The 16,714-nt window shown below is 41.8% G+C and carries 14 protein-coding genes and 1 tRNA gene; 9 read left to right on the top strand and 6 right to left on the bottom strand.

Features of this window, described 5'->3' with window-relative positions; translation table 11 throughout:
* Positions 1–3 precede the first annotated feature (3 nt).
* Entirely contained in the window at positions 4–2,862 is a 2,859-nt protein-coding gene (locus IIB39_00120; GenBank protein ID MCH8927104.1) for a molybdopterin-dependent oxidoreductase, read from the top strand.
* 133 nt (positions 2,863–2,995) lie between these two features.
* On the opposite strand, the gene IIB39_00125 is transcribed toward IIB39_00120, so the two are convergent.
* Positions 2,996–4,276, bottom strand: a complete 1,281-nt coding sequence (locus IIB39_00125; protein ID MCH8927105.1) for an outer membrane protein transport protein — start codon at positions 4,274–4,276, stop codon at positions 2,996–2,998.
* Between the two features lie 456 nt (positions 4,277–4,732).
* On the opposite strand from IIB39_00125, the gene IIB39_00130 reads away from it, so the two are divergent.
* Positions 4,733–5,599, top strand: coding sequence for an alpha/beta hydrolase (locus tag IIB39_00130; GenBank protein MCH8927106.1), 867 nt, complete (start codon positions 4,733–4,735; stop codon positions 5,597–5,599).
* A gap of 287 nt (positions 5,600–5,886) precedes the next feature.
* On the opposite strand, the gene IIB39_00135 is transcribed toward IIB39_00130, so the two are convergent.
* Positions 5,887–6,273, bottom strand: a complete 387-nt coding sequence (locus IIB39_00135; protein MCH8927107.1) for a hypothetical protein — start codon at positions 6,271–6,273, stop codon at positions 5,887–5,889.
* A gap of 426 nt (positions 6,274–6,699) precedes the next feature.
* Here IIB39_00135 and IIB39_00140 point away from each other — a divergent pair, with 426 nt between their 5' ends.
* The 3 genes from IIB39_00140 to IIB39_00150 all read left to right on the top strand — a co-directional run bounded on the left by IIB39_00140 (position 6,700) and on the right by IIB39_00150 (position 8,120).
* Complete coding sequence (locus IIB39_00140; GenBank protein ID MCH8927108.1) at positions 6,700–6,903, top strand: hypothetical protein; 204 nt, start codon at positions 6,700–6,702, stop codon at positions 6,901–6,903.
* 291 nt (positions 6,904–7,194) lie between these two features.
* Positions 7,195–7,608: a hypothetical protein gene (locus tag IIB39_00145; protein ID MCH8927109.1), complete on the top strand. Its 414-nt coding sequence runs from the start codon at positions 7,195–7,197 to the stop codon at positions 7,606–7,608.
* Positions 7,609–7,760: 152 nt separating this feature from the next.
* Positions 7,761–8,120, top strand: coding sequence for a hypothetical protein (locus IIB39_00150; GenBank protein MCH8927110.1), 360 nt, complete (start codon positions 7,761–7,763; stop codon positions 8,118–8,120).
* Positions 8,121–8,345: 225 nt separating this feature from the next.
* On the opposite strand, the gene IIB39_00155 is transcribed toward IIB39_00150, so the two are convergent.
* The 3 genes from IIB39_00155 to IIB39_00165 form a co-directional block, all read right to left on the bottom strand.
* Positions 8,346–8,419 (bottom strand) — tRNA-Met (locus IIB39_00155).
* A gap of 93 nt (positions 8,420–8,512) precedes the next feature.
* Positions 8,513–9,121, bottom strand: coding sequence for a YigZ family protein (locus IIB39_00160; protein ID MCH8927111.1), 609 nt, complete (start codon positions 9,119–9,121; stop codon positions 8,513–8,515).
* 3 nt (positions 9,122–9,124) lie between these two features.
* Positions 9,125–10,753 carry a T9SS type A sorting domain-containing protein gene (locus IIB39_00165; protein MCH8927112.1) on the bottom strand — a complete coding sequence of 543 codons (1,629 nt, stop codon included), beginning with the start codon at positions 10,751–10,753 and terminating at the stop codon, positions 9,125–9,127.
* A 284-nt stretch (positions 10,754–11,037) separates the two neighbouring features.
* Between IIB39_00165 and IIB39_00170 the strand changes: the two genes are divergently transcribed.
* Both IIB39_00170 and gap read left to right on the top strand, forming a co-directional pair.
* Positions 11,038–11,610 carry a peptidylprolyl isomerase gene (locus IIB39_00170; GenBank protein MCH8927113.1) on the top strand — a complete coding sequence of 191 codons (573 nt, stop codon included), beginning with the start codon at positions 11,038–11,040 and terminating at the stop codon, positions 11,608–11,610.
* Between the two features lie 99 nt (positions 11,611–11,709).
* On the top strand, positions 11,710–12,732 hold the full coding sequence (gene gap / locus IIB39_00175) for a type I glyceraldehyde-3-phosphate dehydrogenase (GenBank protein ID MCH8927114.1): 1,023 nt from the start codon (positions 11,710–11,712) through the stop codon (positions 12,730–12,732).
* On the opposite strand, the gene IIB39_00180 is transcribed toward gap, so the two are convergent.
* On the bottom strand, positions 12,729–13,559 hold the full coding sequence (locus IIB39_00180; GenBank protein MCH8927115.1) for a helix-turn-helix domain-containing protein: 831 nt from the start codon (positions 13,557–13,559) through the stop codon (positions 12,729–12,731). The two genes, gap and IIB39_00180, sit on opposite strands and share 4 nt — an antisense overlap.
* A gap of 114 nt (positions 13,560–13,673) precedes the next feature.
* On the opposite strand from IIB39_00180, the gene IIB39_00185 reads away from it, so the two are divergent.
* Complete coding sequence (locus IIB39_00185; GenBank protein MCH8927116.1) at positions 13,674–15,839, top strand: hypothetical protein; 2,166 nt, start codon at positions 13,674–13,676, stop codon at positions 15,837–15,839.
* 162 nt (positions 15,840–16,001) lie between these two features.
* A complete protein-coding gene (locus IIB39_00190; protein ID MCH8927117.1) occupies positions 16,002–16,700 on the top strand; it encodes a class I SAM-dependent methyltransferase in 699 nt (232 codons plus the stop codon).
* Positions 16,701–16,714: the final 14 nt, after the last annotated feature.

The raw sequence follows: 16,714 nt of genomic DNA on the forward strand, positions 1-16,714 counted from the left end.
AAAATGAGTCATAATATAAAAAAATCAATGATCGAACGGGTATGCGAATCGATAGGCTTGTTAAAAAGTATCGAACAGTCCGGCGAATTAATAAATGAATTTACGGAAGCACCGGCTGATTTCTCGAATTATCCACCACCTGAGAAATGGGACGACTGGACCGAGTACGATGCGAACTCGTGGCCGCGAAGGGTAAAGAAGAGCTACTCGATAGTTCCAACGACCTGCTTCAACTGCGAATCAGCATGCGGTATGCTGGCGTATATTGATAAGGAAAATGGCACAATCAGGCGGTTTGAAGGTAATCCGTATCATCCGGGAAGCAGAGGAAGAAATTGCGCTAAAGGTCCCGCTACTATAAATCAGATCAATGATCCCGAGAGGATATTATACCCGCTGAAACGTAAAGGCGAGAGAGGCAGCGGTGAATGGGAACGGGTTTCATGGGAAGACGCTCTTAACGATATATCAGGAAAATTAAGAAAATCGTTGCAGGAAGGGCGACAAAATAATATAGCCTATCATGTAGGAAGACCGGGTCATGAAGGATACACGGAAAGGGTTCTTCAGGCGTGGGGAGTGGATGGGCATAATTCGCATACCAATATATGCTCTGCCGGAGCGCGGACAGGATATGCTCTCTGGCAAATGTTCGACAGACCCTCTCCCGACCACGCCAACGCAAAGACGATCTTACTCATCAGTTCACATTTGGAAACGGGACACTATTTCAATCCGCACGCGCAAAGGATAATTGAAGGGATGATGGACGGCGCGAAACTCATAGTTATGGATCCGCGACTTTCGAATACTGCGAGTATGGCGGATGTATGGATGCCGACTTATCCGGGTTCTGAAGCGGCTGTACTGCTTGCAATTGCGAAAATCATTCTCGATGAAGGCAAATATGACAGACAATATATGGAAACATGGGTAAACTGGCAGGATTATATGGCGAAAGTTCATCCTTCTGATAATCCGACTTTTGATAACTTTATAGGACGACTCAAAAAAGAGTATGAAGAATTCACACCTGAATTCGCGGCGGCTGAGGCTAATATCACACCTGAGTCTATCGTACAGGCAGCTAAAATGGTGGCGGATGCGGGAAGTAAACTCTCAACGCACAACTGGCGTTCCGCGGGAAGCGGGAACCTCGGCGGATGGCAGGTAGCGCGTTGTCTCCACTTTCTGAATGTATTGACAGGCAGCGTTGGAACTGTAGGCGGCACATCTCCCAGCGGTTGGAATAAATTCAAGCCTAAATTCTTCGATGTTCCTCCGGCACAGAAATTCTGGAATGAACTGCACTATCCCGCTGAATATCCGATAGCGCACCATGAAATGAGTTTTCTTCTCCCGCATTTTCTAAAGGAGGGAAGAGGGGAATTAGACGTTTACTTCACCCGGGTTTTTAATCCTGTCTGGACTTATCCGGACGGATTCACATGGATAGAAGCGTTGAAGGATGAATCAAAAATAAAATTACACGTTGCGATGACTCCCACATGGAACGAAACGGCTTATTGGGCGGATTATGTGCTTCCCATGGGGCATGCAGGCGAGCGGCACGACCTTAATTCCTACGAAACACATTCAGGAATGTGGATAGCGTTCCGTCAGCCGGTGCTACGGGAGTTTGCCCGCAGAGAAGGAAAAGAGGTTGAGTTTACTTATGAAGTGAACCCCGGTGAGGTATGGGAAGAAGATGAGTTTTGGATAGAGCTTTCGTGGAAGATAGACCCGGATGAATCGCTCGGCATAAGAAAACATTTCAAGTCTCCTTATCGTGATGGCGAAAAAATCAGTGTGGACGAATATTATCAATATATCTTTGAAAATATTCCGGGCTTGAAGGATAAAGCCGCTGAGGAAGATTTGGCTCCGCTTGACTATATGAGAAAATACGGCGCATTTGAAATTGAAGAAACTTCATACGAAAAAAACCGAAACCCGCTGGATGAATCACAAATGGAAGGCACGGAACTGAACAGCGCCGGTCAGATCGTTAAAGACGGTAAAATTATCGGGGTTCAGGATGGCGAAGTAGCTGTCACCGGGTTTCCGACACCATCGAAAAAACAGGAATTCTACTCCAACACAATGGCTGAATGGAAATGGGAAGAATTTACCATCCCTAAATATATCAAGAGTCACATTCACCCCGAGAATCTTGATAAATCGAAAAACGAATACGTCCTTGTGCCCACTTTCAGACTACCTACCTTGATTCACAGCCGGTCGGGAAACGCTAAATGGCTCGTTGAGATTGCGCACCGAAATCCAATATGGATCCATCCTTCCACAGCTGAAAAAGTAGGTATAAAAAACAGCAGCGATCTACTGAAGATTGAAACAGAAATCGGCTATTTCATAGACAAGGTATGGATAACGGAGGGGATGAAGCCCGATGTTATCGCCTGTTCCCATCATATCGGCAGATGGCGTCGCCGGCAGGATATGAAAGGAAACAGTTGGGCAATGAATACGGTTTCTATCGAAGAGGTAGAGCCGGGTAAGTATAAAATGTCGGTTTTGGATTCTGTTAAGCCATTTGACAGCAGCGACAGCGACTCGAAACGTATCTGGTGGCGTGACGGCGGAGTGCATCAAAATATTACATTCCCTGTCCATCCCGATCCTATATCGGGTATGCATTGCTGGCATCAGAAAGTATCCATCAGCGTTCCGAAGGATGGGGAGAAATACGGCGATATATTCGTGGACACGAATAAGTCCCATGAGGTTTATAAAGAGTGGCTGAAGTTGACCCGTCCCGGCCCCGGCCCTGACGGCTTGAGACGTCCTCTCTGGTTTGCCCGGACTCTGAGACCGGCGGAAGAAACTTTCTACGTTAAATAATTATCTGGTTTGTGCGGGTTAGGGCCGCCGCTTGAAGCGGGATTTACTTGCCCTGAATGCACATAAGAAAAAATCCCGTGCGACTGTTCTGCACGGGATTTTTTAAGAAATGAAACTTTCTAAATCAGTTCATTTAGAATGAGTATCCAACTTCAACCTCCCATTGATCCATCTCAAGGGTAATAGTCTGCTGAGAAGGAGCTTCTAATGGATTAGGACCTGAAATCGAATTTGACAATGCACGAGTAACTGCCAAGCTGACAGCATGACCGTTATTCATTGTTTTGGTAGCGCCGACGGAGATATGAGTTTCCACCACTGCCGGAGCGAGTATATTAAACATTAAAGCAGTACTTGTGTCGCCGTCAGGTATGGGCTGACCACCGAATGAAAAACCGCCTCTAAGTGTGAGGCTTTCGTCCATAACGTATTGAATGCCTATTTTGATGATGGTCATATCTTCCCATCCGAATCCGGCGCCGTTATCTGCACCAAGAGGGTTTGTCGGCGCTCCGGTCGCAGGATCGAATTGAAGAAACGGGTTGCTGATTGATGCAACACCGCTGTATAAAATCTGCTGAACATCCGCCACAAGAGTAATATCATCATTGGGACTCAGAGCAACGCCCGCTGTCCATGTGGCTGGAACGTCAAAATCACCCTGTTCGGCAAATAATCCGGCGTACTCGTCAAATTCACTCATCGCTGTTTTTAATTGGTATGAAGCCCCAACAGACAGCATTTCAGAAAGCTCGCCGAGATAACCGACTTTTAGACCGAACCCGATTGAAGTAGAATAATCATTGTCCGTTATATTAGCGCCATCGGAGGAAAATGGTGCGAATGCTCCCAAACCTTCCGCTCTGAAACGCTGAAATGCCAAAATCACGCCTGCTCCAACAGAATGTTGTGAAGTAAGCTTGATAGCATACGTAGGTTGGATGAAGAGCTGCGCAAAATCAAGACCCGTTGGATTAAAACCGAAAACCGGTGATTCGTAATCAGAATTCATACCGCCGTTGCCGTAAATAGAAACACCATATGAACTTGTCTCATTCAGCATCCTGTTAAATCCTAATGAAGGGATGATAAAAGTAGTGGAACTGCTTTCAACGGTGCCCGGCGCTAAACCGAAAGTACCCGGAAATCCTGACGGATTACCGTCAACAGTGAAATTTCTATTCGGGTTGAAGTAGGCGACGCTGAGGTCGTAGCGATTTCCAAGCCCTACCATAGATGCCGGATTAGTGGCGGCGGCTAAAGTGCTCAAAGAAAGAGCAACTCCTGCTCCGGCTAAACCTTTATAAGCGGTGCCGTATCCGCTGGAAAAATATCCGTTTGTTGCATTGGCAACCGGTGCCGTTATTAGAACTGCAACCAGAATAATTGCAGTTAGAGTTGTGAAATTACGCATCTTTGATGTGATCATTTCATCTTCTCCTTATTTTGTTCATCATTGTTCGGTTAGTATCAGAGTAACTGTTTATTATTGAGATTAAAAGGGTGAAAAATGGAGCAGTGGGGGGCTGAACTTGGGATATTTCTTCGAAAATCGTCTGACGTTCTGAAATCAGCAATTTCCGTACAAAGATAGAATAATTAAATTAATTTGGTTGTTACCCTCCAAGCATCTCCGTCTAATGCTATTCACATATATATAATACATATTATATTAGAAAAGTGATATATAAAGATAACCTTATAGCTGTTATTTGACAAGGAAAATATCAGTGTTTTTAAGAAAATATTATGTTGATATTAAATGGTTAAAGTAACGCGCAGTGTCTATGAATTAATTTTCTTGGATTATTAATCCAAAAATAGTAATATGAATTAGAATCTTGAATCAATTCCAACCGGGGGGGATAAGATGAAAATCCTGCAAAGGTTATCGTTAGTGAGTATTCTTTTATTATTTGTTGTCTTAACAGCCTGTTCAGATGAATCCAAAAATGTTGCTACATCCGCAGATGGTGTACCCATAAGCTTTAGTGTATATGGTGAAGGGACACCGGCAATCGTTTTAATTCACGGCTGGTGCTGGGGTCAGAATAACTGGATTGGGCAAATCCGGGAATTGTCACGGCAGAATAAAATTATTACAATTGATCTTGCGGGTTTCGGAGGATCCGGTCATGGTCGTACCGATTGGACTATGAAAGCTTTTGGAGAGGATGTGGTTTCGGTTGTTGAGAAACTCGGTCTCGAGCAGGTAGTGCTTGTAGGATTCTCAATGGGTGACAAAGTTATAGTCGAAGCTGCGCGGATTATGCCGGAACGTATTATTGGTTTGGTAGGGGTTGACAATTTCCATAATGTGGAATCGAAACTTACAGATGAACAGATTGCTGGATTCATGGCCCCGTTTCGTGCTGATTTTGCCGGAGCTTTAAATGCAATGTTACTTTCCATGGTCCTCCCAAATGCTGATTCTACTAAGGTTCTGGAAAAAGTGAGAGCTGATTATGGTGGATGCGCCGCTCCACCTGATATTGCAATAGCTGTACTGGAAAATTATATAAAACACGATATGACAGAGTCACTCAGGGAGATAAAAGCTCCTATTCACTGCATAAACTCTGATTTTGTTCCCACAGATATTGAAGCCGCTCAACGCTATGTTTCCTCCTTCAAGGTCGAAATAATGTCGGGAGTGGGTCATTTACTTCTCTGGGAAGATACTGCTACGTTTAATCGATTACTCGGTGAAATTGTTAAGACATTTGAAGCGTCTTAATGCCGGCGCTTTACGGCTGATATGTATTCTATAACCTGTTGATCAGAATTCTATAGATATATAACAATTCTTATGAATATTTGGTGTGGCGAAAACGAACCGGCCAAAGCGTCACAAAACAATATCAAATATCTCGGTAAAAATTTATCAGAAACAAAAATATAAAAGAGGGCAAGAATGATTTCCTTCCGCGTAGGAGGTTTCCAATGGGACTTGGCAAACCTTAGCGATCTTACCCTCTTTTAATTCAGATTTCTTATAACAAGAAAATCTTTACAAAATGTAAATTACGGTAATGTGATCGTCGGTGTGCCCGAAACTCCCTGCTGAGTAATAGTGGCGACGATAATAACGCCTTCGTTAGAGCCTGTAGCTGTAAGGACGAACGATGTGGCCGTAACAGACGACATAAGGAAATTGCCGTTGGCGTTTGATGAATCAGCGCCAAAAGTTATTACATCGGTTGTTCCAACAAAGCTTCTCGCTCCACCGCCTAATGCCGCCGGTTTGCGCCAATAAGAAGCTGCTGACGATGCGACGTTATTCACATCCTGTAAAAGCGCGTCTCGCTCTGCGTTAACGGCGCCTGTCGTGAACATATTGATACCCACAACAACCGCAACACCAACGATAATGGTGCCGAGTACGATTAGTAGTAATTGCTGCTGTCCCATTAATCTATCTCCTTTTTCAGGTTAGATGTTCCATAATACTGCTTAACTATTCCTTTAATATATGATAGTTTTCAAGAACCAAAAAAGCAAGAAAATTCAGTGTGGCGAAAAAGAGCCAACCTGAAAGTCACGAAACAACACTAACCTACAAATAGAAAAATCCCTAAAATTATTGGGTGGCGGTTAGGGCAAGTAAATCCCGCTTCAAGCGGCGGCCCTAACCCGCACAAAAAAGTGCTGAATTCGTAACTGAAATCAAGGATTTTGGTTCTATTACTTTTGTAGCGGGGGAATGTTGAACTACAATGATTCTTTTATATCAGTTGGAATTCCAAGCACACATTTAATTCTTCAAGTCATTTCTCGGCTTGATAGGCAAGCAATTTGTAGGTAAATTTCACGTACCGATCATACAAGGAGCATAGTATGTTAGTGCGTGATCTAATGAATCAACACCCCGACGGAGCTTGGGAGGCAAAGCAAATCATCGTTATTAACCATCCGAGCGGAGAGAAGATTACTCTGCGCCCCGGAATTAAAATGAATCCAGGATTTATGGCAATGGGATTTGATATAATTAAACTTCTTGATATTGAACTCGATGAAAAGGATTCTCAAAACCCAAAATAATTTAATGATATTTAAAGAAATAGCTACACTACTGTCAAGTCAGGATTTATATATTCGGAGTGGCGAAAATGAGCCGACCAAAACGTCACATAACAACATCAAACAACACTTAATTGCTTAATACAATAATTGGGATACCCACGGTTTTAAAGGGCTACTTTTTGCTCTATTATTGATTTTTGTCACATCTATTAGGTATAGCTGAAATATACTTGTGATAAAAATAGAATTAGAGTAGATTTAACGATACTCAATAACAATTAATTAATAACTTCAAAGGGAAATGTCGATATGCGAAATATCATAATATTGAAATTCTCACTTTTACTTCTATTACTTGGAACGCTCGGTTGTGCGCACATGAATTTTGATTCCGGGAACTCAGAATCAAGCATCTTGATGGGAAGAGGAGGTGAAAGTGTCGAATATACCCGAATGGGAGAATTCAACGTAGTTAAAGTGGGGGGATGGCTATTCTGGGGTATAACCAAAACAAGTCATCCGAATATTGGAGCGCTGATTGATAAAGAGGTATCAACATTGAGTGGTAATGGCGTCATAAACCTGGAGATTAAATCGACGAGAACATTTCTCGATGGATTTTTAGGAGTGATTACTCTCGGCATTTATACGAGAAGAACAGTACTGATTAGCGGCACTGTCGTGAAATTTACAAGTAGTGTGGGCTCTGTCCTTGGTGATTGATCGTTTGATATCCAATCAAAACTTCAATATGGAGATTTAATCTCATGAAAGAGAAATCATTTATCATTACTATAGCTTTGTCATTCGTATCATTCTTTTTTAGCTGTGAAAGTGTTATTTACGAAGCACATTCCTTGGAAAATTTCGTCTCCATGACAACACCGAAGGATATTGGTGAATATGAAGTGGTTGGAAAACTAAAATATGATACGAAAGCGGTCTTTCTCGTTCTGCAATTAATAACCATAAGAGACGCGGAAATTGATAATGCTATTCAAAAACAGGTGGGGAAATACGAAGGTGATGGTGTAATAAACCTGAAGATTCATGAACAATATAAAATTGTTGATATCATAATTGCCGCTTTTGTAGGGGGATTGTTAAATACGAGAACTGTGGAAGTAAGAGGCGATATTATAAGGATAAATCCGGCATCCACAGTCGAGATACCTGAATTAACTGACCAGATCGAACTTGCAATTCTTGATTATAACGAAGGTGTGGTTAGATAACCTCACTCAAATAATCAAATCTTTAATTAAAATATTCTAATGTGGCGAAAATGAACCAGCCTAATAGTCACTAAACAGCATCAAACAATGGTAGGGTTCGTGGTGGTTGGGGCTTGCCCCGACACCAGTATTATTAGTTGAATGCGGTCAGGGCAAGCCCTAACCCGCACAAAAAAATCCCTGATTTCTTAAGTGAATTCAGGGATTGTGGTACTATTACTTTCGTAGCGGGGATAGGATTTGAACCTATGACCTTTGGGTTATGAGCCCAACGAGCTACCAGACTGCTCCACCCCGCGATCATCGGGAAGAATAATATAGCATCGGCTGATTACAGTCAAGCTTTGAATTGGGGCTGAAACGAATTTTGAAAGAAAATTCGGTTATAAAGGTCAGTTGATGATAGCAGAGCCATGTGTAGCGTCTATGAGTTCTGATCTTAGGTTATCCAGTTCGCTGTTTCTTACTGACAGCTGCACAAAAGCTTTGTCTCCCTTGTAGCCTTGACTGATCTCCGCCTTGAAAGCTGAAGCGGTCTTCAGCACAGCGCTCAGGAGGTTATAGTCCACTAATACCTCTAATTTTGCTCTGGCGATCTGTTCTACGATTTCCGCATTATTGATTAGTTCTTTTACGCAACCGCCGTAAGCTCTCGCCAATCCACCAACGCCTAATTTAGTACCTCCGTAATAGCGCGTCACCACGGCTAATATGTTAGTTAAGCCGGCGCCTTCCAATACGGCAAGCATGGGAGCGCCCGCGGAACCCGACGGTTCTCCGTCATCGCTGGAAATTGCGCGAATATCATCGCCGATACCAATTCTGTATGCGTAGCAGTGATGTGTGGCATCGCGCGATTTTTTCCGTATAAGATCGAGATTCGTTTTGACCTCATTTTCATCGTTGATGCGGGTCGCAAAGCCGATGAATTTTGAGCCTTTTTCTTTCAGGAGCGAATCAGAATCGCCTTTAATTGTGAGGAAGCTGTCTGCTTCGGGCATAGATTATCGCAGAAGAGTAAACTTACCGTTAATCTCCACTTCATCTCCCGAAATGCGGAAGAAATAAATGCCGCTGGCCAGGTTATCGGCGGGCGAATAGACTATTCTGTTCTCGCCTTTCAAGAAAAAACCCTTCGTTTGCCGATGGACAGTCTGGCCGAGCAGATTATAGACGGTGAATGTTATATCAGTATTATCGGCTTTGAGCTCAAATGTAATGTCTGTTTGTGTCTTAAATGGATTCGGATAGAGCGCAATCAGGTTTGCGGGAGGAGCGCCTGTGATAGCCACTTCAAGGCTGTAAGTTTCTCGAACCGATCCACCGTCTCCTTCTATCGAACCATTACTGACGGCAACAATTAATCCTTCGATATTGCTGACTTCATTCACATTCACAGCTGAACCGGGATTTAAAAAGGTAATATCCGGCGGACCGGCGGTTAAAGTCGTACTCCAGACATTTGGATTTCCGGCAGCCGTAAATGCCGCTTTAATTCGCGCATCATCAATGGGAATGAACCTGTTTATCCGAAACGAGAGTTCTTCTAAGCCGAAAAACGGTATATTCAGTACGGAACCCGAGAAAGTCGTATCACTGTAAGGTTCTAACTCAGGATATAATTCTCCCTCTTCAAAAAATGCGCCGGGTACTTTCCTGCTTCCTGTGAACCAGTTCCAGATAGCGAATTTACCCCATGCAGCCTTCAGACCGCCTTCGGGTTCATATGCGGCATTTTCTTTAAGCGCCAGGTCTAAAGCAATCTCAGCTTTGTTCGTAAGCATTTTTTCCCATGCGCCTCTGATTACATGAGCATCATAATTCTCTTGAATAAACTTCCCGAATATCGCCACATTGAAGCCGTTTGTATAATGTAATCCCTTATCGGTATCTGAATAATAAAACTCGATATATTGCAAATAATCGTTTATTGAGTCATAACCCAGGTCTTCAATCCAGGTTGCTGTGAGCTCAAAAAACCAGACATCGTTTGGTCTGAAAGTGTACCCGAGTTGGAATACATGAAAGAGTTCGTGAACAGCGGTTACGCGCATGCCGTCTAAACCGTTGGAAAAATAGATGCTTTCGCTGAAATCATCATCCATCTCAATAAATGTTATGCTTGGCGCATTTTGAGCGAAGCCTGTATCATCGACAGCATATGTAGTGCCGTAAGCCAAGGTAGGAGATAACTCCCTTATGAATACATCAATTTGATCACCGTCAATAGTGTCAACGGGAGGTATCTGATATCCGAGTGAATCAACAAACATACTCCAACCTCTTTCATATGCGCGACCCGTATAAAAAATCCAGTCCGGTACCGCATTTCCTAAGAGATTAGTCGTATCAACTGCATTGACTCCTGTGGTATCATAATGGATTTTAAAATGTCCTTCTTCCGTTTTATAACTTGCCTGCGACAGCGGTCTGCCCTTGGCAAATGTTTTAGCGGACTTTTCGAGCGAACTTGAATGTTTTATCGCTTCAACCTGAATAGGGAAGAGACATTTGATATTACTTTCTCCCGCTTCAGGGGAATATTGTCCGGATTGCAATGCGGAATACAATGATTTGACCTTTGAAGAATAAACTTTTTTGTCTATCTCACCGGTTTGGTAACGTAGTTTCAATTTAGTGTAAACATCCTGAGCAAAGAGATCAGATCGGCTAATTCCAAGAAATTGTACCGCTAAATATAATATAATAATAGTCTTCATAGTCAATAGTTAGTTGGGTAAAGTTAAACAAGAATAAGTATTTAATCAATTACGCGAATTTAAGAGTTTGAGACCTTGTAATATCAATTTTTCGGATTAAATTTAATTCGCCTTAACATAATTAACGAAATTAATATAGGTGAAATATTACTTTGATGAAAATATTAACTCTGTCTCTTTCAATTATTTTTTTTCTTATGAATTCGGGTTGTGAATCAGATTCGGAAACGGTAATGTTGAAGATGGAAACAGAGCTGGGGGAAATAACGATTGAGATATATCTCGATAAAGCGCCCATCACCGCTCTGAATTTTCTGAAATACGTTGACGACGGAGTGTTTAAGAATTCCAAATTTTACAGGGTTGTAAGAGATGACAACCAACCTGATAATGATGTAACAATTGATGTGATTCAAGGCGGGCTCTCCACGGAAGAGGAAATGTATCCGCCGATTGAGCATGAAACCACGTTAAAAACAGGAATCAGACATAAAGACGGCGCGATTTCAATGGCGAGACTTGAACCGGGCACCGCTACGTCGGAGTTTTTCATATGTGTGGGCGACCAACCTGAACTTGATTTCGGAGGTCATCGCAATCCGGATGGACAGGGATTTGCGGCTTTCGGAAAAGTAGTTGAAGGAATGGAGGTTGTGAGAAAAATCCATCAGCAGCCTGTAGATGGACAGATATTGAATCCTGAAATATTAATTGTAAACCTGACGCGTCTTGAACGGGCAGGAACTCAAATTAGAAGTAAGTATTATTAATCGTATAAAAAGTAGAATAATTTACTTGCGTTACCCTAAAAGAGTTATTAGATTTTTTCGTAATTATAAACTGAGTGACTAAAATGTGGAATAAAATATATGGCAATTAAAGTGGGAATAAACGGATTCGGCAGAATAGGACGTTCAGTCGTAAGAGCCGCAAAACTCATACGTAAAGCGGATTTTGATTTTGTAGCGATAAATGACCTTACGGATCCTTCAAAACTTTGTACAGTACTGAAATATGATTCTGTTCACGGAACTTATCCCGGAGAAGTGATAATTGACGATGGTGATCTGTCGGTTGATGGCGATAAAATTAAAATGGTTTCAGAAAAAGATCCGGCGAATCTTCCGTGGGGAGAACTTGGAGTTGAGATAGTTGTTGAATCTACCGGTCTTTTTCGAGAAAGGTCTCAATTGGAGAAGCATCTGAGCGCAGGCGCGAAAAAGGTCATTCTTACAGTTCCTCCTAAAGACGATATAGATGCAACTATAGTTCTCGGTGTTAACGATGATATATTGACAGGTGACGAGAAAATTGTCTCCAACGCCTCTTGCACAACAAATTGCGCGGCGTCTGTCACAAAAGTCATCCATGAAGCATTTAATATCAAGAAAGGATTTCTAAGTACGATACACGCTTACACGATGGATCAAAAGCTGTTAGACTCTCCTCATCCGGATATGCGAAGAGCAAGGGCTGCATCACTTTCGATAATTCCTACTTCCACAGGAGCTGCCAAAACACTTGGAGTTGTTCTTCCGAGCCTTGCCGGAAAAATTGACGGAATGTCCTTCAGAGTTCCAATTCCTGACGGTTCTATCGTTGACCTGATATTTGTAATAGAAAAATCAACAACTGTTGAAGAGATAAATAAAGTTATGAAGGAAGCAGCGGAAGGCGAAATGAAAGGGATTATCGAGTATACGGAAGATCCCATTGTTTCTGTGGATATTACAGGAAACGTTAATTCTGCCATATTTGACGCCGGTTTGACTCGCGCAATGGATGATAAATTCATTAAAGTATCGGCATGGTATGATAATGAAATGGGTTATGCTTGCAGAGTGGTGGACCTGATCACAAAGCTTCATTCGCTGTCAGCGGGAAGCGCTTAATTTCTTGCGCGAAGAATTGTTTGTTTTTTAACGATGCCTTCTTTATTGATTATAGCCCTGCTGACCCATGTATTTCTCGGTCCTAAGGGAGGGAGTAATTGTTCATCAAGATAGATAGCGACAGATCTGGTTTTACTGATTCTCAAAGAAAATTGGTCGTTAGCCTTCCAGGTACGTTCCTCTCCAAGTCTTTGGAAAGTAATATCATCGGGTTCTCCATCATCGGTAATAACTACGACCCGAACGCGCACGCTGTCCATAGACATAATCCGCAGGGACATTGGGACGGGAGTAACGAACTCTACAGCATCTATAGAATCGGAAACAACGGAATCTGCGGCGGCTAAGGTGTCAGAAATAATAGATGACTTATCGGAGGACGAAACATCCCCACTCTCTACGGATTCTTCAAAAGAAGTTTTTATCGGTTCTTCAACACCGCAAAATTTTACAGAGACCAATAATATTCCGAAAACTATGACAATTCCAGCCCACATAAGTCGCGGTGTAAATTTTGAATCTGAGTCGTCGCCGGATTTAGTATCGCCTTCGGCAAGCTCGCGTCTGGCTCTGCGTTTTTCCTTTGGTAATTGTTCCGCCGCCCTGAAGAGGCGATATCTCCTGGCTGCATCATCAGGATCCATCCCTATTTCTTTGGCATAAGCTCTGATGAAAAGTACAATATACGGTTCAGGCAACACTTCATATTCGCCGGATTCAACAGCGTGCAGGTATATCGGATTTATTTTGGTAACGCTTGCGATATCCTCAATTGAGAGACCTCGTGCAAGTCTGCTTTCGCGTAACTCTTCATAGAAATTTGCCATTAAAACGATTACTCCGTGTATGAAAGATGAATAATACTGAACCCTTTATTGAGAGTCAAATATAAAATATATGATGACGATTATATCAATACCGATTAACTTGGCTGATAGCTTATGAAGGGTCGTTTGAACATAGCTTTTCTTATTCACTATCACCAACCTTACTATGCCGCTCCGGATGATATGACAAATTCGCAGCCTTGGGTGAGGCTTCATGCAGCGCGGGATTACCTGAATATCGGGTCGCTCTTAAAACAATATCCAAACATCAGAGTTACATTCAGTTTTAGTTCTTCCCTTCTTGAGCAGCTAAAAGAATATTCAGATAACGAATATCAGGACAGGTTTCAGCAGCTTACGATAAAAGACCCCGGCAAAATGAACCTTGAAGAAAAAGAATTTCTATTATCCAATATTTTTGATCTCTATTCTACCAAATCAGGAATTGATTTTCCCGGATGGAATAAATTAAGCAATATCTGGGCCGAAAGGGTCCAAGCGTACGGGGTTGAAAAGGCTGTTGAACAAACTTCGGACGGCGAGCTGCTTGACGCTCAGGTTCTTCACCTGCTCAGCTGGAGTGGTTGGGATATAATCCAAACAGAATCTATCCGGGATCTATTGACAAAAACCGATAAGTTTACAGAGAATGATAAGGAAATAATCTTAGCTGTTCACAGTGATGTTTTGAAGCAAATTATTCCAATGTTCAATGAATTATCAGATTCCGGGCAAGCGGAATTAGCTATGTCACCATACTATAATCCAATACTGCCGCTTCTGATAGACAACGATTACGGTAAAATCGCTGATCGTTATTGTGATGAATCATCACTTCATTTCGCTCATCCCGAAGATGCATTATATCAGATACATAGCGCATTGAATTTTTGCAATACACGGTTTGGCGATATCCCGAACGGAATGTGGCTGCCTGAAGGATCAGTATGTTATGAAACTCTTGAGCATGCAGCGAAAGAAGGTCTTAAATGGTTGATAAGTGACGATCAGGTGTTGAGTCACACGCTTAAGGAACAGATGTCCGATGAAAAAAAATACCAAGCACACAAGATTAACGGAATTGAAAATTGTCCAGCGCTATTTTTTAGATCTTCTGAATTATCCGATGCAATATCATTCAATTATTCGAAGCTTTCGCCGGAGCAAGCGGTAAAGGAACTGATACGGAATTTGGAGGAAATCCGAGAATCTCTTTCCGGTGACGAAACGGAATACCTTGTAACGATAGTCTTGGACGGTGAAAATAGTTGGGAATATTATCCTAAGAATGGTTACCTGTTTTTTAACGAGCTCTTCTCCGTATTGAGCGAATCTGACACCTTAAAAACGATCTCATTTGATGAATACCTTAAAAACACCGCTGATATTCAGCAGCTGGAAACGCTCTCCCCCGGTTCAAGTGTGGATTGCAATTTTAATTCCTGGATAGGTCAGGAGCAAACCAATAGGGCATGGGATGTTCTTGCCGAAGCGAGAGAAGTTCTGAAAGAAGCAAAGCAGATGGATAACGTGGATAAAGAACCGTTTAAGGGAATGTATAACGCTGCGCATAAACATTTAATGGCCGCTGAAGGCGCTGATTGGTTCTGGTGGTATGGAAAGAACCGTTTTTTATCACATTCCATCTTGTTTGATAATCTGTTCAGAGCTCATTTGCAGAAGGTTTACTCCTATCTGAATCTGCCCGTGCCGGACGGTATATCGGAACCCCTTGAATCAAGTATCTCCGAAGAAGAGGCTCCGCCCGAAGCTGAATTTTCTCCGGAGATAGATGGAATAGAAACCGAAAGCGATGAATGGCAGTATGCAGGGCACCTCAAATTAGAAGAAAGCACGGGTAATCACGCTTCTCATATAATAAAGGGGGTCAAATATGGCTTTGACACTGATTATATCTATCTGAGGCTTGATGGAGATATGGGAATTTTGAAATCAACCGAAGAATCGGTCAGAATAGAACTATGCGTTGTAAAACCAATTGAAGTCGTAATAAGTATCCCTCTTTCAGAAAATACGGGAAAGATTCAATTGGTCTCCCATAATGTGCAAAAGGAACTATCAGAAGGGAAGGTTGCATTTCAAGAGTTTATTGAAATTAAGATACCTATGGATGATTTGAGTATGAATTTGGATGAAAAATTTTATTTCTTTATCAGATTGAAATCAGAAGATAAAGAACTGGAAAGATTACCTCTGCAAGGCGTAATAAAGGCGAATTTCTCTTTTTCCAAAGAAAATAATTTAAGAAGGTATCAGTAAAGAACAAAAGTGGGGAAGGCTAATCTTGCAATAGGGCTCCATTGTCACCAACCTGTGCACAAAAAGATTCTGATCGGCTTCGCATGCATAAGTTACTATAAATTACATTGATTTATCTTGGATAGTATTACGTCAAATAATTTAGAAGACACAGGCGAACGGATGATTCCCCCTCAAAAAGGGGAATTAAGCGTAGTTTATGAACATCACAAATATGCTTATGAAGAAACACTACAATATGTAACTGATAAGATCGTCTTAGATGTTGGATGCGGCACAGGATATGGCGTAAAAATTTGTTCAGAAACTGCTAAATTCGTAGTCGGCTTAGATTATGATTTATCTGCCGTCAAATATTGTAATGATAATTTTGCTACTGAGAACAACTCATTCATAAACTCAAATGCTTTATTATTATCTATTGGAACTGATTCTTTTGATGTAGCCATCACATTCCAGGTCATAGAGCATATTTCTGATTCTTTAAAATTTATTGAAGAGCTGAAGAGGGTTGTAAAACCCTCCGGTTTAATAATTATTTCAACGCCAAACGTCACTGACTCCGCAAAGAGGAAATTTGGTAATCCATTTCATATAAATGAGATGGGATATGACGATCTTGAGGATCTATTAAGAAAATCATTTGAGTCCTTTGAGATATTCGGGCACACCTACAAATCTCAGGGTACTTTAATGAAAATGATACGAAAACTCCCATTGTATAAAATAGGCGCTTGGTTCAGGAGGAGCAGTATTATTAAAAAACAAGTCTCCAAATCATTAGGAATGACAAAGTTTAGAACGGTTCGAGACAACGTTGAAAATTCAATGGATCTTTACGCTGTTTGTAAAAATGAATGAACTGCTAAAGCCAA

The sequence above is a fragment of the Candidatus Neomarinimicrobiota bacterium genome, assembly GCA_022573815.1.
Classification (GTDB): Bacteria; Fidelibacterota; SORT01; order SORT01; family SORT01; genus JACZTG01.